Here is a 20592-nt window from a genome sequence, read left to right on the forward strand (position 1 = left end):
CATGTCACAGCAGCAACGACGTGACGAGGGTGATTCTGAAGGGGCGTCCCTTCGAGACCGGTTCGTCGAACGCAGGCGGTTCCTGATGGCGACGGGGACGATGGCTGGTGTCGGCGTCCTCGCCGGTTGTCAGGGAAGCCCCGACGATGGGACCGAGACTGAGACGGAGTCGGGAACACCGACGGCGGAACCGGAACCGACGCCCGACGAGACACAGACTCCCGACGATGATGACGATGACGACGCAGACGACGACCAGGAACCGTCGCTGGAAGAGCGCTACCCTGGTCTGCGAATTCTTTCACCGGAACCGGAAAACGCTGAGGCTGCGGCCCGATCGACTTACGCGGACTACATCACACCGCGCGAAGAACACTATATCCGGAACCACTACCCCACACCGGATATCGAGGAATCGGAGTGGAGCGTTTCGCTGACTGGGCTCGTCGACAGCGAAGTCGATCTGTCGATGGAAGAAATAAAACACTCGTTCAGCACCGAGTCGATCACGCACACGATGCAGTGTGCCGGGAACGGTCGGTCGTTTTTCGACCCGCAGGTCGGTGGCAACCAGTGGTCGTTCGGCGCCGTCGGGAACACCGTCTGGACCGGTACGCCAGTCTCCGAGATTCTGGAGTACTACGGCGCGGAGACGAGCGAAGATTACTTCCTCACGGTGATGGGGGGCGAACATCCTGAGGGTGAAGATATCTTCACCCGGTCGATCCCGATGGAGAAGGTGATGGACGACACGCTGCTGGCGTACAACATGAACGGGTCGCCAGTGTCGCCCGATCACGGGTTCCCGGTACGGTTGCTCGTCCCGGGCTGGTTCGGCTGTAACAACGTCAAGTGGGTCAACCGGATGCACGTCATGGAGACGATGGTCATCGGCGACGAGTGGGAGGAACCGGGCGCTCCGGAGGACGGACAGCGGACGTACACGCACTGGCAGCAGTACTCCTACCGCGTGGTTCCCGAGGAAGACACTCGAGCAACCCACTACGAGGATATCCCGGTCTACGACACGCGCGACCAGATGGAGCAGACCGACCAGATAGACAACGCCTACATGTACGACCAGGTCGAGAAGTCTCTCATCGGCTATCCGGGTGAGGGACAGACGGTCTCTCCGTCACCCGCTGGAACTATCGAGATTATCGGGGTCGCGTGGGCCGGTGACGACGCTGTCGAGACCGTCGAGGTATCGACGGACGGTGGCGACTCCTGGGGCGAGGCCGAGTTCTTCGGTCCGGTCGACGGGAACTCCGGCTGGCGGCAGTTCCGCTACGTCTGGGAAGACCCGTCGTCCGGGGATCACACCCTGGTCTCTCGGGCGACCGACGAGCGCGGCTACACCCAGCCGGCGTCTATATCCGCTCCCGACGACCAACTCCGCAGCATCTCCAACGACCAGTATCCGTGGAATCAGAGCGGATACGGACTCAACGCGTACGAACCCCACGGCGTCTCCTGCACCGTAGAGGAGTGACGATGGTCACACCCGGACAGGTCGCCATCGTCCATCTGACGGGGCGACTCGCCGACGGCCCAGACGCTGGGGAGGTCTTCGAGACGACCGACGTCGATGTCGCACTCGATGAGGGAATCTATCATGACAACCGCGATTTCAAGCCCCTCGAATTCCGGGTCGGCGAGGGCCACGTCCTCCCCGGTATCGAAGAAGCCGTTCAGGAGATGTCTCAGGGCGAGACGAAGACAGTCGTTCTCGGCCCTGAGAAGGCCTACGGAGCGGTCGACGAGGATTCCATCGTGGCGATAGCTCGCGAGGAACTGGAAGAACGAAGCGACACAACGGCCGAAGTAGGGGAACTCGTCGAGAGCAAGCGCGGCGATGTCGGCTGGATAACTGACGTCTCAGGTGACGAGGTGACTGTCGACTTCAATCACGAACTCGCCGGCGAACGCGTGGAGTTCGAAATAAAACTCCTGGAGACCCACGCCAGCGAAACTGGCCAGCCCGTTGAACCGGCCGACGCCGGCGGTTCGACGTAGGGCGGATCAAGCTGGTCAGCCTCGTTTCTCACCTCAGGCGACCGGTGTAGCGGTCTGCCCGTCTCTGTGGGTGGTTTGTTCTCCCAGCGATTCCAGTCGATCTTCGACTGTTAGCGTCTCCTTCGTCTCGTACTTTTCCCGATCGGCTCTCATCGAATAGATAATGCGTCCGGTAGTCGCCCGTCGTCGTCGAGTTTGCGAAGTGTCTCGTAGGTGCCGACGACCATCGTCGGAACGACGAGGATGAAGATGTGTTCTTCGATGGGAATCCCGAGCAGTTCGACGCCGGTCCGCATCGGGATGGCGAACACGCCCACCTCCAGTGTGTACCAGTCCCAGACGAAGGCGGGAGGGTAGAGCAAAACGACAGTCCGGGCTGCCGCTCGCCAGACACCAGCGTAGGCAACGAGTGCGAGCGCAATCGACCCCCAGAGCAGTTCAGTGACGAGATACGTGTACTCGCCGAAGACGGTAATGTCGGGCAGCACAGTCGTTTCTTGGCCCGACTCACAGTAAAAGTTCGCTCCCCAGTCGTCCTACCGACGCTCGAAGTCGCCGTAGTTCCCAGCGGCGTAGGCGACGACGACGAGCAGGACGGTGAACGCGACGGTCCCGAGTGCCTCCGTCGTCGGCACGAACAGGAACAACAGACCGGCGACGAGTCCGAGCACCAACAGTGCCGTCAGTGCGACGCCGGCCATGCCGACGTATTTGAGGAATGTTTCGGCCGGGTCAGTTCGGTCCTGCTCCCATGGGCGTTCGTGGTGAGCCATACGAACATATAGGGGGACCTTCTTAATAGCCGGTACTCGGATTTTCACTTGCTGGGAACGGTGCTGTGGACCATCTCTCCAGGACGATACCTCGCAGTCAAATAGGTGTGATTATGAAAACGTGAATCGAATTCTCAAACTGTAAGAATTCAACTCTCGATTTATTCGGGCGTTGAGTACAGTACACTCATAGTACATGTCGAACTCCTCGGGGTATGGCCGTAGCGCGCTCGGAACGAGTCGAGAAACCGACCAAGCAGCCGCTACACCGTTCGAGTCTCCTGATGTCGACAACGCTATGTTTGAGGGGCATGAAGCGCCAGATCGAACGGTCGATACGACCGCTGACTGGAGCGGCGATGCCACCACAGCGACCGACCGATCGGCGAGCGAAGTAACTGATAGTCGTCTGCCGACCAGTCGGCTAGTTGAGACGGGCGCCGCTCCCAGTGGTGATATTTATATCCGATGGCCGATCAAAATCAATTCATCTGTGATATCGATGGTAGCTGCCACGAGACTGGACCAGCTTTGAGAACGTACTGGAAGGACAATGACATCACCCCAAGAACAGACACTCCCGGCGGGACAGCCGACAGATATCGAGGCAGCAGAGACGACGATTACCGTGTTGCTCGTCGACGACGACGGGGACTTCGCGAGTCTGGTTGCGGACTATCTCGACAGGGAATACGGCTTCGAGGTCACGATCGAAACCAGTCCCGAGACCGCGCTCGACCGTCTCACGCGAGACAGCTCGATCAACTGCGTCGTCAGCGACTACGCGATGCCGGGGATGGACGGTCTCGAATTTCTCGAGGCAGTCGCGGACCGCTTTCCGGACCTGCCTTTTGTGATGTTCGCCGGCCAAGGCTCTGAACGGGTCGCCAGTCGCGCAATCCAGTTGGGTGCAGACGACTATCTCGAGAAAGATACCGGTGAGACGCGGTACGAACTTCTGGCGAGGCGAATCGACGACTGTGTCACCATCACTCGCCAGCAACAGAAACTCCAGGACATCTATGCTGCTATCGAACACGCCGGTCACGCGATGCTCGTTACCGAGGCCGACGGCACTATCACCTACGCGAATCCGACGATGGAAGATGTCTCTGGCTACTCGCTCGAAGAACTCCTGGGCGAGACACCCGCAATCCTCAAATCAGGCGAGCACGGCCAGGAGTTCTATCGGGATCTCTGGGGGACGATTCTCAGTGGCGAGGTCTGGGAAGGGGAGGTCATCAACGAACACAAGAACGGCCACCAGTACGTCATCGACCAGACAATCTCGCCGATTTCGAACGACGGGACCATCACCGGTTTTGTCGCCATCAACCGCGACATCACCGTCCGCAAACGACGCGAGCGGAACCTCACGTTCTTCGAGCAGGCCATCGAACAGGTCGGAACCGGCATTGCAGCGTACGACGCTGAGGGGACCATCCGCTACGCAAACGAGGCCTACGCCGACATACTCGGCACTGCTCCCGAAACCCTCTCTGGGCGGTCGATTACGACGGTCAATCCCGTGTTCGAAGCCGACCTGTTCGACGAGTACTGGGAGTCGTTCGACCCCGGCGAGACACGACGCCAGGAGGGCGTCAATCAGCGATTCGACGACGGAAAGATGGTTCCCGTCGACACGGTAACAACCCACGTGACGGTCGGGGACGACGAATATCACGTCGGGACTATCCAGGATATCACGGCCAGAAAAGAGCGCGAGCGCGAACTCAAGATGTTCCGTGAGGCTGTCGAGCAGGCCGGCCACGCCGTCATCGTCACCGACGCGTCTGGGACAATAGAGTACGTCAACCCTGCGTTCGAGGAGCTAACCGGATACGACAGGGAGGAGGCGATCGGTCAGACGCCAGCGATTCTCAACTCGGGTGAACACGATCAGGAGTTCTATCGGGACCTCTGGGGAACAATCCTCAGCGGCGACGTCTGGAAAGGTGAACTCATCAACCAGCGCAAGAGTGGCGAGCAGTACGTTATCGACCAGACTATCGCACCGCTCGAAAACGACACCGACGAAATCACTCACTTTGTCGCGATCAACCGGGATATCACCGAACTCAAAGAGCAGGAGCAAGAACTGAAACGGCAGAACGAGCGACTCGAAAAGTTCGGGCGTACTGTCGCCCACGACCTCCGGAATCCGCTGAACGTCATGGACGCCCATCTCGATATGGCCCAGGAAGCGGACGACCCCGAAATGGCTCACGCAGAGATCCAACAGGCCATCGACCGGATGACCGAACTCATCGACGAGCTCCTGGCACTGGCCAAGCAGGGCAAGACTGTCCTCGACCCGACTCCCGCTTCCCTGGAAGCGGTTGCGACTACTGCCTGGAACCACGTCGATACCAAGATAATGTGTCTCGAAGTGGTCGAAGACAGACCGCTGTTGATGGACGACGCCAGGGTTTGTGAAGTGTTCGAAAACCTCTTTCGGAATGCCCGAGAACACGCTGGTTCGGACGCAACCGTCCGTGTCGGTCCGCTCTCTGATGGTTTCTACATCGAGGACGACGGTCCCGGTATCCCGCCCGAGGAGCGGGAGGACGTTCTCAAGTCGGGCTTTACCACCTCGAAAGACGGGACCGGATTCGGATTAGCTATCGTCAGTCAAATCGCGGACGCCCACGACTGGACAGTGACGATTACCGAGAGTCGAGACGGCGGCGCACGCTTCGAGTTCCACGGGGTGAAGCAGGAGTGACACGCGTCTGAGTGCGTAGTCCTTCGAGGCCGATGGTGCCGGGGCAACTCTATCAGAGTGCTTCGGTTCGCGCTATCAGTCGTCGTCCAGCAACTGCCGACTGGAGTTGAGGACGACGAGTGCACTACTGGTCCCCATCGCCAGCGCGGCAAAGAGCGGATTCAGGAGACCAGTCGCGGCCAGCGGGATAGCGACGACGTTGTAGCCGAAGGCCCACGCGAGGTTCTGCCGGATTCGTGACCTGGTTGCCCCGGCCACTGCAAACAGCGTCGGGACGGCATCGAGGCGGCCGCTCGTCACCACGGCATCGGCCGCTTCGGTCGCCAATTCGGTTCCCTGAGCGAGCGCAACGCCCACGTCCGCGGCCGCGAGTGCGGGCGCATCGTTGGCACCGTCCCCGATCATCGTCACACGGCCCCGACTGCGGAGTTGCCGGACCGTCGCCACCTTGCCGTCCGGCGGCAGCCCGGCGAACACCTCTTCGACATCGGGATGGTCTCTGAACCGGTCTGCGGCGGCGCTGTCGTCACCGGTCAGCACGACCACGTCCCGCCCGTTCGCGGCGAGCGTCTCGACGGTCGCCTGCCAGTCCTCGCGTGGTCGGTCGCTCACGGTGATGAGGCCACGACACTCGCCGGCCCAGCCGACGAGAACCGGAACCTCGCCTGCCTCGGCGGCGGCCGACGCCGCCTCGGCGTACGCTGTGGGTACCGACAGTCCTCGCTCCTCGAAGAGGTCGGGGTGACCGACGACGGTCTCCGAGCCAGCGACGTGGCCGACGACGCCTTTTGGCTCTATGTCGACCGCGGCTGTCGCGTGCGATTGACCGTCTACGTCTCCGGCGACCGTTCCGCCGTCGGTCCGGCGGTCCGTCCCCTCGACGTCCAGCGTCGTCGCACCGATATCGGCGGCGTGGGCCACGATGGCATCTGCGACGGGATGGTTCGAGTACCGTTCGAGCGCGGCCGCGCGTGCGAGCACCCCGTCGTCTCCGCTTGCGTTATCGTTCACTTCGGTCACGGCCATCTCACCGCTGGTCAGCGTCCCGGTCTTGTCGAGTGCGACCACGTCCGTCTCGGGGAGCGTCTCGAAGACGGTCTCCGAACCGACGACAACGCCGTCTCTGGCCGCCCGCTGGACCCCCGACGCGACAGCTAGCGGGGTCGCCAGTCCGAGCGCACACGGACAGGAGACGATGAGGACCGTCAGTCCGACGAGCACGGCCGCGGTGGTGGTTCCACCGAGCGCTATCGTCGCGAGTGCGGCGACCAGCGCGAGCACGACGACCAGCGGGACGAACACCGTCGCCAGTTTGTCGGCTAGCTGCTGGATGCCGCGACGGGAACTCTGGATGTCCCAGAGCAGGCCGACGATGCGGTCGAGCGTACTCGTCCCCTCGTCGCTGACCGCGACCACGAGCGGCCGGTCGGTCACGACGCCGCCGCCGACGACTTCGTCACCGGGCCGGCGCGTCACGGGCAGCGACTCCCCGGTGACGAGCGCTTCGTCGACGGCGGCGACGCCCTCGACGACGGTCCCGTCCAGCGGAATCCGCTCGCCGGGGCGGACGAGCAGTTCTGTGCCCGATTCGATGTCCTCGACCGGTATCGTCTCGCCGTCGCGGGTGCGTGCCTCGGCGACGCGCGCCTCGGTCAACTCCGAGAGCAAGTCGACTGCCTTACTCTTGATTCGGTCTTCGTAGTAGTTGCCCGTCGTCACCACCAGCACGATGGCGACGGTCACGTCGAAGTAGACGTCGATGCCGCCCATGACGGTTATCGCGGCGCTGTAGACGTACGAACTGGTCGCGGCGAGTGCGACCAGCAGGTCCATGTTGGGTTGTCCTGCCCGGAGACTGACGTACGCACCACGAAGTAGTGGAAAGCCGGTATAGAGGAGGATGATGGTCGCAAACAGCCATATCTGGCCCAGCAGATAGAGCCGGCCGAACGTCCCGAAATCGACGACGGGGTCGAAGCCGAAGTGTTGTGGGTAGACGAAGAGGATGTACCACATCATCGTCATCATGCCAAGGAAGCCGCCGACGAGCAGTCGTGCGACCGGGGAGTCTTCGTCGGTCGTCTCCTCCTCGCGGCCGTAGGCGCGGTAGCCACTTCGAGTGACGATATCGGGAACTTCAGCCTCGGTGACCGCATCGGGGTCGTAGACGACCTTCATCGTGTCCGTCGCGTAACTGGCAGCGGCGGCCTCGACCCCGTCGTGGTCGGTGGTGGTCATCTCCAGGAACCGTTCGCACGTCGCACAGTGCATCCCGTCGACTGAGAGGTATGTTACCTCGCCGTCAGCGTCTTCGATAGGGTTGTCGTCCGCGAGTTCCTCCAGGTCGACGGATTCGGCGTCGACGCCGTCCAGCGAGCGAGCGACCTCCAGACAGCCGCGACAACAGAACTCTCCATCGACGTCCGGGTCAGTAATCGGGTCCGCGGGCACCTCAAGGTCACAGAGTGTACATCCTGTCATGATTAGAGTGGCTGGTAGTAGGGGATATCCGGGTACGGGAGCATGACGCCAAAGAGCATCAGCCCGTGTGCGAGCGGGAGGTAGCCTAGCGCGAGGAAGGCCACGCCGAGCACCCGGTGGAGCGTCCGGCGATGACCGACCGACAGCGACCCAAGGGCGAGCCCGTAGACGAGGAGTGCGGGAATCGTTCCGAGGCCGAGCAATCCGAGCGCGAGCGCGCCACGGACGGGGTCACCGACCGCGAACGCGTAGAGATACGCCGGATAGAGGATCGGGCAGGGAAGAAACGCGTGGACGACGCCGACGCCGGCGATGCCCGTCGAGTTGGCGACGCGGTCGACCCGTTCGGTCAACAGTCCGGTCAGTTTACCGAAGACGCGGCCGAAGCCGGGGAGTGCCGAAAGCGTCGCCGTGGCCACCGTACCGCGGAGGAGGTAGCTGAGACCGGTTCCGACGATGAAGAGGCCGACGACGATACCGACGCTCCCCCGAACTGTCGAGGCAATCGGCGATAGGGTTGCGACCCCACCCACGACGACGCTGCCGACGAGGCCGAGAATGCCTCCGATTGCGGCGTACCCGACAGTCCTGCCGATGTTGAACAGTCCGTGCTGGCGCACGTCGAAGAGCGTGAGACGGTCGCGGCCGGGGTCGGTCACCTGTCTGCCTGCGGTAATCCGCTCGGCGTACATCGAGACCAGCGGGCCACACATCCCGAGACAGTGGGCTCCTGCGAGAATGCCGACGACGAAAAAGAGCGCGAGGTCCGGACTGACCGGAATACTTGCCTGTCCGGGGACCGCCGTAGCTGCGTCGCTGAGGAGTGTCGTCATCAGCGTGGCCACGGCGGCCGTCGACATCGCTTAGACTCCGTTCGCGTGTGCGTCACTCTCGTGTTCATGCTCGTGGGGGGACATCGCGATAGCGATACTCGCGGTGATGATGAGAACGTTCACGAGTGTGACGGCAGCAATCCATTCTGAGTTGAACACAATGAACACGACAGCTGGGATGATGGAGATCAGCCCGAGCAGTCCAACCAGTCTTGGTGTAACATCCATACGGCTCCGTAAGTAATCGTACTTCTAAATTGCTTCGGGCCATTCTAACTCTCTGAGAACGGCATAGGATTATTTGTATACCCAGCCATAGAGGGTCAATTATGAGTAGTGGCGCAACTGTCCCGGCCGAAAGCAGCGAGCAGGACGCCGAGGCAGAGAAGAGCGTGTCGGCGCCGCCGACACAGGAGGGCATCGAGCGGGAGTTGTCCCACGAGGAATACGACCCCAAAGGGACACTCGCGTTGATACTGATCTATATGGCCATCCTCGTGTTGATGTGGGTATTCATGTACTTCATCGAGTTCCTGGGCAACGACCTGATCGTGGTGGGGTGATAGTCCATGCATATCCACAAATACGAGAAACTTTGGCTCGGGCTCGGACTCTTGCTCATCGTCGGCTTCATCGCGACGATCACTTACGGTGCGGTCGGTGCGGGCGTGACGATGGTTGACGAGAGCGGGGAGGTCGTCAATCCGAACAACCTCTCGGAACACCCGGAGTTCGGTGACCCCGGCGTCGAACAGGTCGGTGAAAACGAGTACGACGTTCACGTCATCTCTCGCCAGTTCGCCTTCTCGCCGGGTACCGCCTCTCCGATTACCGTCCCGGCAAACAGCACAATTAACTTCTACGTCACGTCTTCGGACGTGATTCACGGCTTCTCCATCGTCGGCACGAACGCCAACACGATGGTCATCCCTGGCGAAGTGGCCGAAATTACTGTCGAAGCCGAAGAGCCGGGCGAGTATGGTATCGTCTGTCACGAGTACTGCGGCCAGGGTCACCACGACATGGCCGGTACGATGGAAGTCGTTCCACAGGATGAGTACAACGGGAGTGAACAATGAGTACGGACACTGAATCAACGACATTTGCGGACCGCTTCCCCGAGGAAGCCGCCATCACCCGACAGGCCTTCCTCGTTGCATTCGTCATGCTCGGCATCGGTGCACTGTTTGGCCTCGTTCAGGCATTGCACCGGACGAACGTCATCCGGATCATCGATTCGGCGGACTATTACACCGTCCTGACTGCCCACGGTGTGTTCCTGGCTATCGTCTTCACCATCTTCTTCCTCGTCGGGCTCTATCAGTGGGCAGTCACGCGGAGTCTCGACCGGGGACCGGTGAACATCACCGTCACGAAAGCGTGGCTCGCGCTGATGTCTATCGGGTCGGTGATGACCGGTGCAGCGATCCTCCTCGGCTTCGTGCAGGAAATCGACGTGAGCGCGGACGTGCTCTTTACGTTCTACGCGCCGCTGCAGGCACACCCAGCCTTCTACGCGGGCCTCGTGATATTCATCATCGGAACGTGGCTGGCCGGTGCAGACTGGTTCCGCACCTGGCTCGCCTGGAAGAAGGACAACCCCGACGAGCGCATCCCGCTCCAGACGTTCATGGTCCTGACGACGATGATCATGTGGTACGTCGCCACCATCGGCGTCGCGATCTCTGTCCTGTTTTTCCTCCTGCCGTGGTCGCTGGGATTCATCGATACCGTCAACCCACTGTTGACCCGGACGCTGTTCTGGTTCTTCGGCCACCCGGTCGTCTACTTCTGGCTGCTGCCGGCGTACCTGCTGTGGTACACCGTTCTCCCGAAGATCGCCGGCGGACAGCTGTTCAGTGACCCGCTCGCACGCGTGGTCTTTATCCTGTTCGTCATCCTCTCGACGCCGGTGGGGATTCACCACCAGTACGTCGACCCCGGTATCGCGGAGAGTTTCAAGTTCATCGCGATGACGAACACGATGTTCCTGCTGTTGCCGAGTCTCCTGACTGCGTTCACTGTCGTGGCCAGCATCGAACACGGTGCACGCCAGCGTGGCGGCACCGGCCTCTTCGGCTGGCTCCGCGCGCTCCCGTGGCGTGACCCGGCCTTTACCGGAATGGCACTCGCTGGCCTGATGTTCGCTGCCGGCGGGTTCTCGGGGATGATAAACGCCGGAATGAACATCAACTACCTCGTCCACAACACGCTGTGGGTGCCGGGTCACTTCCACCTCACCGTTGGGACCGCAGTGACGCTGACGTTCATGGCCGGGACCTATTGGCTGTGGCCACAGATTACCAACCACCGCCTGTACTCGCGACCGATTGCACTCGGACAGGTCGTGATGTGGTTCGGTGGTATGGCGCTGATGTCCAACGCGATGCACGTCGGCGGACTCTTCGGGATTCCGCGTCGGACCGCAGAGCCCCAGTACGAGGCCTTCGACTTCCCGACGATCTTCGGGACCGTTGGCGAACTCCGGATCCAGATTGCTATCGGTGGAACGTTGCTGTTCCTCTCGACGGTGCTGTTCCTGTCGAATCTGATGCTCTCGATGGACACGCCAAAGCGATCCGACCTCGGACAGAGCCTCCCGCCAGCCCTCTCCGGGCCGGAGGACAGTCCGAGAGTGCTCGACAACATGCGGCTGTGGGCAGGCATTGCGCTCCTGCTCGTCGTGCTCGCGTACGTCCTGCCACTCGGGGCGATCATCCAGGACAGTGGCCTCCTCGGCCCCGGCGGTGACGCCTTCCCGGTCGTGATCGCTCCGATTTCCGACTGGCTCCAGGGCGTCGTCGCGCTCCTTTCGGGGGTGATTCCATGAGCAAACCCTGGATTATCCGGACGCGCGGTGGGCTACTCGTCGGGCTGGTGATGATGGCAGCCATCGGGTTCGAACTCCGGACCGTCTTCGGGATGCTCATCGGACTCGAAGTACCGATGACGCCGTACCTCCTCGTCATGATTGGTCTGTTGAGCGCGCTCGGCGTCATCCTCGACGTGTTCCGCTCGAACAGCGAAACTGCACAGTGAAACGATGGCAGGTCACGCAACGGAACCGATGGTCCCGCGGTTGTGGGTTGCCGCTGCCACAGCTGTTGGTGTCGTCCTCGGCTACACCCTCGCTGTCGACCCCGTCGTTCACTCCCTCTCACAGGTGGTGTATCCGGTCGTCTGGCTCGCCGCCAGCCTGACCGTGCTGTGGCTCGTCCGTGAGCGACTCGCCGACCTCTCTCCGGTACCACTCGCAGTGGGGGCGGGCTACACGCTCGTCTTGCTGTGGACTGCCGGTCTGCTCGGCTCACCGGCAGGCCCGGCAGGGCTCTTCGTCCACTTCGGCATGCCGGGCTGGGGGCCGGCGGTCGTCTACACCGGTTCGTTCCTGACCGTCACCGTCGTCCCGTTTCTGGTCGTCGGCTACGCGACGCTCGGCGTGCTCGCCGCGAGCGCGCTGCAGGCGACACTCCAGACGACTGCAGCGGGCGTCCTCGGTCTGTTCGCCTGCGTGAGCTGTACTGCACCGCTGCTTGCCGGGCTCGCCGGCTCACTCGGCGCCGGGTCCGTCGCAGCGACGATCTCGACTGCACAGTATCCGCTCGCGACGGCAGCTTTTCTCCTCTCGGCGGGGGCCCTTGCCGTGCTCGCTCGCCGTGGTGACGGCGTCTGACGGCGTCACCAGGGACCTGATACCCCGTCGCCGTTTTCTCCTCTATGAGAACGTTTACCAACTTTGATTATGCCAGGCGTCGAACCCTCAGAATGGGAACTTACGATGGATATTGCTGATATCGCTACCAGCGACTACGCAGAGGTTGACGCCGACGAACGACTCGGAAAAGTCCGTGCTATCTTCGAGGAAGGTAATCCCCGGGGCATTGTGGTGACCGAAGACGGCGAGTACGCGGGTGTCATTACCCAGAGACAGCTAGTACAGTCCCACGTCGAGGACGACGCCAAAGCACAGGCGCTGATGGGCTCTGCGCCGATGGTCGAACGGACCGACGACGTGCGCGAAGTCGCGCGCGTCCTCGTCGAGGGGGCCTCCAAAATCGCCCCCGTCTTCGAGGCCGGCTCCCTCTGGGGGACGATCTCCGGCGACCAGATACTCGAGGCTGTCCTCGACAACCTCGATGCCCTCGACGTCGATGAGATCTACACGACCGACGTCGTCACCGTCAACGAGGGTACCAACATCGGACAGGTTATCAATCTCTTCCGGGAGAACGGCATCTCCCGGCTTCCGGTGTTGAACGAGGACGGGTACCTCTCCGGTGTGGTCACGACCCACGACATCGTCGACGTAGTCGTTCGCGACATGGACAAGGCGACGACCGGCGACCGGGCCGGTGACATCGACCGCATCCTCGACATCCCGGTCTACGACGTGCTGAGCAGCCCGGTCGCCACGACGACCAGCGACGAGTCAGTTCGGTCTGCGGTCCAGCGGATGATCGACAACAACTACGACGGGCTCGTCGTCACGCCGGAGGACGACGACCGACTGGTCGCCGGCGTCGTCACCAAGACGGACGTCCTCCGGGCGCTGACGTTCACCGAAGAAGAGCACATGGACGTTCAGATCACCAACATCTCGGTGCTGGAGACGCTCACCCGCGAGGAGATTCGGCAGCGAATCGAGACGGTCGCGAGCAAGTACCAGGACATGCAGGTCCAGCACGCTCACGTCCGGTTCCACGAACACAAGGAGAAACTCCGCGGCACGCCGCTCATCCAGTGTCAGATCCGCCTGCGGACCAACAAGGGTCAGGCGGCCGGCTCCGGGGAAGGCTACGGTGCCGACACCGCGTTCCGCGTCGCGACGGACAAACTCGAACGCAACGTCCTCGAAGTGAAAGGCGTTCAGGCCGACGAGGAGTACCGCGGCCAGTTGCTCCGGAAGCTCGGCGAACTCTAGTCGGGACTCACCGTCTCGGACTCTCTCTCCCGTTGTTTCGGTCTGTCACGGAGTACTGCGACGGGACTGAGATTCCGTCCGCCGTCTGCACGGTGACAGTTACCACCTGCTCCTCGGTCCTGCCTGACACCGGTACCCAGCGGAGGTCGTCGCCGTCGCGCGTATCTTCCCCGAGGTTGACCGTCTGCATCGACCCCTCCCCACAATTGATGAATGGGGTGTACCCGTTGGCGTGGCAAGTCCAACTGTCAGCGTCCGCGGGTCGATTCCGTGGGTTGCCGAACAAACACGGGGATGGTCGGTCAGTCCTGTGCGACGACGTTCTCAGCGGTGTCGGGGGTCCGGACTCCGTTCGTGGTGTACCGGTCCCACAGCAGCAGGATGCTCGGCAATACGAGCACACTGACCAGGAACGAAGTCAGCAGCGCAATCACGACGATGCTCCCGAAGCTCTGGAGTTGTGGATGCGGGACGAGCGTAATCGTCGCAAACGCGGCCGCGGAGGTGAGCGTACTGCCGAGGAGGGCGCCACCGGTTCCGGTGACTGCAGCGTCGAGCGCTTCGACCGACGTTTTGCCAGCGCGGAGTTCGTCGGCGAAACGGTCACCGATGTGGATGTTATAGTCGATACCCAGCCCGATGACGAGGCTCATCAGCAGGGCGGTCAGCAGCGTCAGCGGGATTTCGAGCAGGTACATGCCGCCGACGACCAGCCCCACGACGAGCGCGATCGGGATGGAAACCACCGCCCCCAGCGTTGCGCTTCCGTGTATGTACTTGAACACGGCCGTCAGCGTAAGGACGATGGCAACGAGCGCGATGAGCATCGTCGTAACGATGCCGCCGATTATCTGGTCGAGAACGGCATCGTTGAGGGCCAGCGTTCCGGCGGCAGTCGCGGTCCGGTCAGCGTTGCCCTCCATCGTCGCGGCCCCGCCGTCGAGTTTCGGGACGACGCTGTCGGCCTCTGCGTACTCGGCGTCGAGCGACAGAGTCACGAGCACCGAGCGGTACTCGCCGTCGGTGCGCTCGATGACGCTTTCTGCAGTCTGGCTATCGGCGGCGTAGAACCCATCGTAGAGCTCTTCGAGGTTCTGGTCGGGGACACCGTTCCCGTCACTGTCGGCCTGCTGGAAGACTGTCGCAAAGGTGTCGTTCTCCTGTGCGACGCGTTGCATCGCGGTCACCGGCGACTGCTCGGCCTGGGTTCCCTGCTGGGAGATGAGCAGCCCTTCGCTGTCGATTTCCCGAACGCCGGCGTCGATGTCTTCGAGCGTACTGTCGCTGGTCACGTCACCTTGGAGGAGTATCCGCGACTGGATCGCCTCGTCGGCGTTTGCTGGCTGGTACACCTCCTCGACGTGATTGCTTTGTTCGGGGACTTCACTCTGTTCCCAGCCTAGCGGGCCCGGAAGGTTCTGCTTCCACTCTGCGACCTCGCCGTCTGCCTGCTGGTAGCTCTCCTCACTGAGACCGGTCCACGCGAGTCCACCAACGGCCCCGACCAGAACTGCGAGGATGAGGACAACCGGTGCGGCCCGCCGCGCGAGCGTTACGCTCCGTTGCAACACCGGGCGGAGGTAGGTGCCGTGACCCAGCGCCTGCTTGCGCCGGTCGAGACCCACTCGCTCGAGGAGCCCGTCGATGCTAATCTTCAGCGCCGGGACCACGGTGACGAAGATAACCAGCGCCGAAACGACGCCGAGCGTGATGCTGACGCCCAGGTCCCGGATGAGCGGGAGCGGGTTCGCCAGGTTGGCCAGGAAGCCGATTGCGGCGGTGACGGTCACCAGGATGAGCGCCGTCGTCACCAGACGGACGCCCCGGCCCATCGGCGCGCGGATTCCGTCGCCGTCGCCGCGCTCTTCGCGGTAGCGGTTGAAGACGTGAAAGCCGAAGTCGATACTCAGCCCAGCGACAAGTACGACCGGGACGATGCTGGTGGTGCCGGCTTCGACGCCGAGCCAGCCGAGCAGGCCGAACATCCACAGGACCGAGAGGACGACGCCGCTCATGCCAACGACCACGTCGATGAGATCGCGATACGCGAACGCGAGTATGACGAGGATGAGCAACAGGGCGATGGGCAGCACCAGTTCGATCATCTGCTGGAAGAACTGCTCGTTGGCGCCGTCCCAGGCGTCTGCACCCAACACGAAGAAGCCGGCTTCTGCACGGTCCTCGGCGGACTCATACAGTGCGCTATCTGCCGTACTCAGGATATCCGCGTCCGTCTCGGTATCGAAGGCGACCAGGAGACGTCGGTCGGTGGAGGTTGCGCTGCCGTCGTGTTCGGTCGGAAGGAAGCGCTGGGCACGCGGGTCCTCGGAGAGTGTCTGGCCGACCAGCGCTTCGACCTCGGCCGCGCTGGTGTTCTCGAGCGCTCGAATCTGCTCGTCGAGGCTGGCATTCCGGTCACCGGCCGCTCGCGTGGCGACGAGATTCTCGATGCCAGCCATGCCGTCGTCGTGGAGGGTAGTCCCGACAGAGTCGTTCTCTCTAATTTCCTCCTGGTACTGAAGACCGGTTAACAGCGATTCCTTCGAGAGGACGTTCCCATCTTCGTCCCAGACGTGGACGGTCCGGAAGGTCCTATTCGAATGGTCTGCTGTCGCATTGCCGTAGGCGTCTTCGATGTACTGTGCCTTCTGAATGCGGTCGACGTTCTCGAACTGGTCTGCGGAGCCACCTGCCTGACTGGCGGTGTTTATCTGGGGAATACCAGCCACTACCAGCCCAGTCAGGAGCACCATCACGAGCAGCGTGATGCGGTTGTGCTCCGTGACGAAGTCGACGCTTCTCTGGAGGGCGTCTCGAATCATTCTCACTCGACTCTTCACCGACCAACCCCGTATAAATAGAGACAGCGCTACAGACTCGGAATCCCGCCAGTGTTTTTATATATCAGTATAGCTGAGGATATGAGATTCGGTAGCAATCGACTGTCAGAACTACTGTATGGGTGGTAATGATACGTTTCCGTGATGATTGCGGCTTGCCTTTGCGGTGGCCGGGAGCGCGTTTCATCGCGCGACACACCGAAAAGACTAGTTCTACTCGTCTTTCGAGCATCTGCTCGCTTCGCTCGCAGATACGGGGGAGGGCAGGTACGCCGATAGCGGTGCTGTGCGGTTGCGGTGAGAACCAGATGGCACCTGCGAGCGGTCTACCGACCGTGAGCAGCCTTTTTCACTATGTTCGCAAGAGCGAAGCTCTTGCGCAGTATGGTAGACGCATGAGTGGTATGCGCAAGAACTGAATACAGCGCTGAAACGAGTGAGAGTCCCGGTGGAGGAATAGAGTTGTTTCACTCGGAGCCAATGGCTGTGGCGCACTTCACAGAATATTCAATAGTTCCAGTGATCACTCGCGCTTTCCATGCACATCAGAACGCTTCGCGTTCTGAGGACAGCCCGGCAGAAATCTTCGATTTCTGAGGACGCCGAAAAAAGTAGAGACTTCCCTACTGGAACCCAATCCGGCCGCCGCTCCGACTGCGCTGTGGCTCGGGACCGCCGCCCTTGAAGTCCTCCTGCATCTGTTCGTAGTAGTCGCGGATTTCGTCGGTAATCGTCGGACGGACGTTCTCCATGGCCTTTCGGAAGTGTCGCATCTCAACCTGGTCTGCGTCCTCGTCTTCTCGCAGGGCCTCGATGGCTGCCTCGCGGGCGATGGATTCGAGGTCCGACCCGACGTACCCTTCCGTGATTTCAGCGAGTTCGCGAAGGCTCACGTCCGCGGTCAGGGGGACGTCCTCGGTGTGAATCTTCAGCACCTGCTCGCGACCCTCCGTGTCGGGTTCGCCGATCATCACAAGGCGGTCGAACCGCCCCGAGCGGATGAGCGCGGGGTCTATCATATCCGGTCGGTTGGTCGCCGCGATGACCATCACGTCTTCCATCTCCTCCAGTCCGTCGAGTTCGGTCAGGAGCTGGTTGACGACGCGCTCGGAGACGTTCGAGCCAGTGTCACCGCCACCACGGCCCGGCGCGAGCGAGTCGAGTTCGTCGAAGAAGATGACCGTCGGGGCAACCTGCCGGGCCTTCCGGAAGGTCTGACGGATGGCTTTCTCGGACTCGCCAACCCACTTCGAGAGCAGTTGTGGACCACGCACGCTGATGAAGTTGGCGTCGGTCTCGTTGGCGACGGCCTTCGCCATCAGCGTCTTGCCGGTGCCGGGCGGGCCGTAGAGCAGGACGCCCGACGGGGGCGTGACGCCCATTCGCTCGAACTTCTCGGGGCTGTTCATCGGCCACTCGACGGACTCGCGGACCTCCTTTTTCGCCTGTTCGAGGCCGCCGACGTGGTCCCAGTTGACCTTCGGCAACTCGACCAGCACTTCGCGCATCGCGCTCGGACTCACCTCGTTGAGCGCGCCGCGGAAGTCGTCGCGCTTGATAATCATCCGGTCGATGAGACTCGGCGGGATGTCCTCCTCGTCCAGGTCGATTTCCGGGAGATACCGGCGTAGCGCCTTCATCGCCGCCTCCTTCGTGAGACTCTCGATGTCAGCGCCGACGAAACCGTGGGTTTCGGTGGCCAACCGCGAGAGGTTCACGTCGTCGGAAAGGGGCATCCCGCGGGTGTGAATTTGGAGAATCTCCTCGCGTCCGACTTCGTCGGGGACGCCGATTTCGATTTCACGGTCGAATCGGCCGGGGCGGCGGAGTGCGGGGTCGACCGAGTCGACGCGGTTGGTCGCGCCGATGACGATGACCTGCCCCCTGGATTCGAGGCCGTCCATCATCGTCAGGAGTTGGGCGACGACACGGCGCTCGACTTCGCCGGTCACGTCCTCCCGCTTGGGCGCGATGGAGTCGAGTTCGTCGATGAAGATGATAGCGGGTGACTCCTCGCTCGCGTCCTCGAATATTTCACGTAACTGCTGTTCGGACTCGCCGTAGTACTTCGAGATGATCTCCGGGCCGGCGATGGAGAAGAAACTCGCAGACGTCTCGTTGGCGACGGCCTTCGCCAGCAGCGTCTTGCCGGTGCCGGGCGGGCCGTGCAGGAGCACCCCCTGGGGTGGCTCGATGCCGAGCTTCTTGAAAATCTGGGGATGTTTCATCGGCAACTCGACCATCTCGCGGACCCGCTGAATCTCGCTTTGCAGGCCGCCGATGTCCTCGTAGGTGATTCCCCCACCGGTCTTCTCGAAGCCGCTGATCGGCTCCTCCCGGAGCTCCACGTCGGTGTCTTCGGTGATGAGACAGACGCCGTCTGGTTCAGTCTCGACGGCAATCAGCGGAATCGCTTGTCCGGGTGAGCGCATGAACGGGTGATTCGTCGAACTCATCACGGGGACGATGTCGCGCTCGACCACCGGTCGCTTCAGGATCTGTCGTTTGACCATGCCGGCGGCGTCGGAGCCGAACTGGACGCTCGCCTCTTCGGGCGGCGCGAGGACGAGTTTGTCTGCCTTCTCGGCCTCGGCCTTCCGAATCTCGACGCGCTCGCCGATGCCGACGTCTGCGTTCTGCCGAGTGAACCCATCGATTCGAACGGTGTCAGTGTTCCAGTCCTGGCGGTCGGCGCGCCAGACCTTTGCCGCCGTCACGTCTGCACCCTCTATTTCGATGATGTCGCCGGGCGACAACTTGAGATGCAACAGCGTATCGGGGTCGAGGCGGGCGATGCCGCGGCCCGAGTCGTTGGGGTAGGCCTTCGCCACCTCCAGTTGAACTTCATTCATAGTAGACTGGGATGTGTTGACACTCGTAGATGCCGAGAGATATGCTTTTTGCTACCGGCGGTCGGTCCGGGGAACCGCAACCTATCAACGTCAGTGAGATGCGGCACCGGTTTTTCGCGGTGGCTACTGCAACTGTGGGTCGGACGCCGGGAACAGGCTAGTGGTTTTTCTCCGGTGCGGTTACTTTGATTAGCCTTCACGCGGTATCTCCAGATATGGTGTTTCTCGTTCCGTTCGATGGCTCGCCTGTCGCCGAAGCGGCACTGACCCGCGCGGTCGAACACGGCAAGGCACTCGGTGAGGAGATCGTCGCCGTTAGCCTCATCCCGACGGGCGCGACCTACGCTGAACGTCGCAAGTGGATTCAGCCCGACGAGGATTTTGCGGCCGAGACCGCGAGTTCGGAACTCAGGCGAAAAATCGAGGAGGCGACCGACGACGCCGAGCGGAACTACGAGGAGTCTGGTGCCCAGTCTCCCGACGACGGCGTCACCGACCGCATCCAACAGGTCGCTCAGGATGTCGGTGCGACGGTCCTGTTCGTCGGGACCGACGGGACGCGAGACGACGACCGTCTACAGACGCCGTTCGGTGCAATCGGCGCCGACGGAGCGTACGACGTCCACGTCGTCCGCTCGCACTGACTACTGGAGCCGTTTTTTCACACCCGCAGGCCCCAAAATAGCAAACGTCTCTCATCCTTACTGCAGGCTGTCGATACCAGTGTCGACAGTCAACTGTCATCCGGACGCGCCAGCAGGTCCTGTTCGTACGTGGCAACTGCCTGAACGACGAGTTCTGCATCATCTTCGGAGACGTCGTAATGGTCGAGACTCTCGTCAAGTAACTCGACGGCACGCTGGATATGCTCGGGTGTGAAGGGAATGTGCAAGTGAGCCTGGCGGACCGGCGCCGCATCATACGTCTCTGGCCCCCCTGCGGCATCACACAAAAAGTCGGTCTGTGTCCGCCGTAGCTTCTCCAGATCCGCCTCGTCGAAAAACGAGCCCAGTTCGTCGTCGGCGAGAAGCCTGTCGTAGAAGTCGTCGACAACAGCCCGAATCCCCTCGCGCTGACCGAGACGTTCGTATACCGTTTCTTCAGACATAATCCGGGAATAATGTTCGTTCTATCAAGGAACTTTCGATATC

General features: G+C 61.8%; 19 protein-coding genes. 10 read left to right on the forward strand and 9 right to left on the reverse strand.

The features are described 5' to 3' along the window. Position 1 precedes the first annotated feature (1 nt). Both WDJ60_RS11990 and WDJ60_RS11995 read left to right on the forward strand, forming a co-directional pair. Positions 2 to 1492 (forward strand): sulfite oxidase, encoded by a 1491-nt coding sequence (locus WDJ60_RS11990; RefSeq protein ID WP_340100688.1) that lies wholly within the window; start codon positions 2 to 4, stop codon positions 1490 to 1492. 2 nt (positions 1493 to 1494) lie between these two features. Beyond that, positions 1495 to 2016, forward strand: coding sequence for an FKBP-type peptidyl-prolyl cis-trans isomerase (locus WDJ60_RS11995; protein ID WP_340100689.1), 522 nt, complete (start codon positions 1495 to 1497; stop codon positions 2014 to 2016). A gap of 149 nt (positions 2017 to 2165) precedes the next feature. Here WDJ60_RS11995 and WDJ60_RS12000 read toward each other — a convergent pair whose 3' ends face one another. Then, positions 2166 to 2504 (reverse strand): lycopene cyclase domain-containing protein, encoded by a 339-nt coding sequence (locus tag WDJ60_RS12000; protein WP_340100690.1) that lies wholly within the window; start codon positions 2502 to 2504, stop codon positions 2166 to 2168. Positions 2505 to 2552: 48 nt separating this feature from the next. Beyond that, positions 2553 to 2789 (reverse strand): hypothetical protein, encoded by a 237-nt coding sequence (locus tag WDJ60_RS12005; RefSeq protein WP_340100691.1) that lies wholly within the window; start codon positions 2787 to 2789, stop codon positions 2553 to 2555. 553 nt (positions 2790 to 3342) lie between these two features. Between WDJ60_RS12005 and WDJ60_RS12010 the strand changes: the two genes are divergently transcribed. Beyond that, positions 3343 to 5514: a hybrid sensor histidine kinase/response regulator gene (locus WDJ60_RS12010; RefSeq protein ID WP_340100692.1), complete on the forward strand. Its 2172-nt coding sequence runs from the start codon at positions 3343 to 3345 to the stop codon at positions 5512 to 5514. Positions 5515 to 5589: 75 nt separating this feature from the next. On the opposite strand, the gene WDJ60_RS12015 is transcribed toward WDJ60_RS12010, so the two are convergent. The 3 genes from WDJ60_RS12015 to WDJ60_RS12025 are packed head-to-tail and all read right to left on the reverse strand — an operon-like array spanning position 5590 to position 9056. Next, the gene (locus WDJ60_RS12015) at positions 5590 to 7995 is read right to left on the reverse strand and encodes a heavy metal translocating P-type ATPase (RefSeq protein ID WP_340100693.1); all 2406 of its coding nucleotides are present in this window, start codon (positions 7993 to 7995) and stop codon (positions 5590 to 5592) included. A 2-nt stretch (positions 7996 to 7997) separates the two neighbouring features. Beyond that, entirely contained in the window at positions 7998 to 8855 is an 858-nt protein-coding gene (locus WDJ60_RS12020; RefSeq protein WP_340100694.1) for a sulfite exporter TauE/SafE family protein, read from the reverse strand. A 3-nt stretch (positions 8856 to 8858) separates the two neighbouring features. Next, positions 8859 to 9056: a DUF8131 family protein gene (locus WDJ60_RS12025; protein ID WP_340100695.1), complete on the reverse strand. Its 198-nt coding sequence runs from the start codon at positions 9054 to 9056 to the stop codon at positions 8859 to 8861. A gap of 101 nt (positions 9057 to 9157) precedes the next feature. On the opposite strand from WDJ60_RS12025, the gene WDJ60_RS12030 reads away from it, so the two are divergent. From WDJ60_RS12030 to WDJ60_RS12055, 6 genes are all read left to right on the forward strand, one after another. Then, complete coding sequence (locus tag WDJ60_RS12030) at positions 9158 to 9391, forward strand: hypothetical protein (protein WP_340100696.1); 234 nt, start codon at positions 9158 to 9160, stop codon at positions 9389 to 9391. 6 nt (positions 9392 to 9397) lie between these two features. After that, on the forward strand, positions 9398 to 9907 hold the full coding sequence (locus WDJ60_RS12035) for a cytochrome c oxidase subunit II (protein WP_340100697.1): 510 nt from the start codon (positions 9398 to 9400) through the stop codon (positions 9905 to 9907). Continuing rightward, positions 9904 to 11658: a b(o/a)3-type cytochrome-c oxidase subunit 1 gene (locus tag WDJ60_RS12040; protein WP_340100698.1), complete on the forward strand. Its 1755-nt coding sequence runs from the start codon at positions 9904 to 9906 to the stop codon at positions 11656 to 11658. Before WDJ60_RS12035 ends, WDJ60_RS12040 begins: the two co-directional genes overlap by 4 nt. Continuing rightward, positions 11655 to 11867: a hypothetical protein gene (locus WDJ60_RS12045; protein WP_340100699.1), complete on the forward strand. Its 213-nt coding sequence runs from the start codon at positions 11655 to 11657 to the stop codon at positions 11865 to 11867. Before WDJ60_RS12040 ends, WDJ60_RS12045 begins: the two co-directional genes overlap by 4 nt. Positions 11868 to 11871: 4 nt before the next feature. Further along, the gene (locus tag WDJ60_RS12050; RefSeq protein ID WP_340100700.1) at positions 11872 to 12501 is read left to right on the forward strand and encodes a DUF7546 family protein; all 630 of its coding nucleotides are present in this window, start codon (positions 11872 to 11874) and stop codon (positions 12499 to 12501) included. 105 nt (positions 12502 to 12606) lie between these two features. Then, positions 12607 to 13749: a CBS domain-containing protein gene (locus WDJ60_RS12055; protein WP_340100738.1), complete on the forward strand. Its 1143-nt coding sequence runs from the start codon at positions 12607 to 12609 to the stop codon at positions 13747 to 13749. A gap of 7 nt (positions 13750 to 13756) precedes the next feature. Here WDJ60_RS12055 and WDJ60_RS12060 read toward each other — a convergent pair whose 3' ends face one another. The 3 genes from WDJ60_RS12060 to WDJ60_RS12070 form a co-directional block, all read right to left on the reverse strand. Continuing rightward, entirely contained in the window at positions 13757 to 13939 is a 183-nt protein-coding gene (locus WDJ60_RS12060) for a hypothetical protein (RefSeq protein ID WP_340100701.1), read from the reverse strand. 112 nt (positions 13940 to 14051) lie between these two features. Further along, entirely contained in the window at positions 14052 to 16571 is a 2520-nt protein-coding gene (locus WDJ60_RS12065) for an efflux RND transporter permease subunit (protein ID WP_340100702.1), read from the reverse strand. 641 nt (positions 16572 to 17212) lie between these two features. Beyond that, complete coding sequence (locus WDJ60_RS12070; RefSeq protein ID WP_340100703.1) at positions 17213 to 19441, reverse strand: CDC48 family AAA ATPase; 2229 nt, start codon at positions 19439 to 19441, stop codon at positions 17213 to 17215. A gap of 215 nt (positions 19442 to 19656) precedes the next feature. Between WDJ60_RS12070 and WDJ60_RS12075 the strand changes: the two genes are divergently transcribed. Next, positions 19657 to 20085 (forward strand): universal stress protein, encoded by a 429-nt coding sequence (locus tag WDJ60_RS12075; RefSeq protein ID WP_340100705.1) that lies wholly within the window; start codon positions 19657 to 19659, stop codon positions 20083 to 20085. Positions 20086 to 20174: 89 nt separating this feature from the next. Here WDJ60_RS12075 and WDJ60_RS12080 read toward each other — a convergent pair whose 3' ends face one another. Next, positions 20175 to 20549, reverse strand: coding sequence for a truncated hemoglobin (locus tag WDJ60_RS12080; RefSeq protein ID WP_340100706.1), 375 nt, complete (start codon positions 20547 to 20549; stop codon positions 20175 to 20177). Positions 20550 to 20592: the final 43 nt, after the last annotated feature.

The sequence above is a fragment of the Salinibaculum salinum genome (assembly GCF_037645885.1).
GTDB lineage: Archaea > Halobacteriota > Halobacteria > Halobacteriales > Haloarculaceae > Salinibaculum > Salinibaculum salinum.